General features: G+C 65.3%; 1 pseudogene. It reads right to left on the bottom strand.

The features are described 5' to 3' along the window. Nucleotides 1–81: 81 nt before the first annotated feature. Nucleotides 82–236, bottom strand: a pseudogene (locus tag SB765_RS33750) (D-amino acid dehydrogenase); the annotation flags it as partial.

Genomic DNA, 236 nt, shown 5'->3' with positions numbered 1-236 from the left:
CCCACAGGAGCATCACAGGTATTGAAGCCTGTGCAGTACCTGTGGGAGCGGGCGAACCCGCGAAAAGGCCGCTACAGGCTATTACTGCTGGTGAACCGGCGCGCCCTGCCCGTGCTTGGGCGCTTCCCGGCTGTTGCCATAACGGGAAATGTCCAGGCCTTCGGCACGGATCTGCGGGTTCTTGCGCGCAATCAGGTCGGCCAGCAGGCGACCGGAGCCGCACCCCAGGGTCCAGC

It is taken from the genome of Pseudomonas sp. SIMBA_067 (genome assembly GCF_046534675.1).
Classification (GTDB): domain Bacteria; phylum Pseudomonadota; class Gammaproteobacteria; order Pseudomonadales; family Pseudomonadaceae; genus Aquipseudomonas; species Aquipseudomonas putida.
Note: the sequence above shows the minus strand (reverse complement) of the source record. Positions and strands in the feature narration are given on the sequence as shown.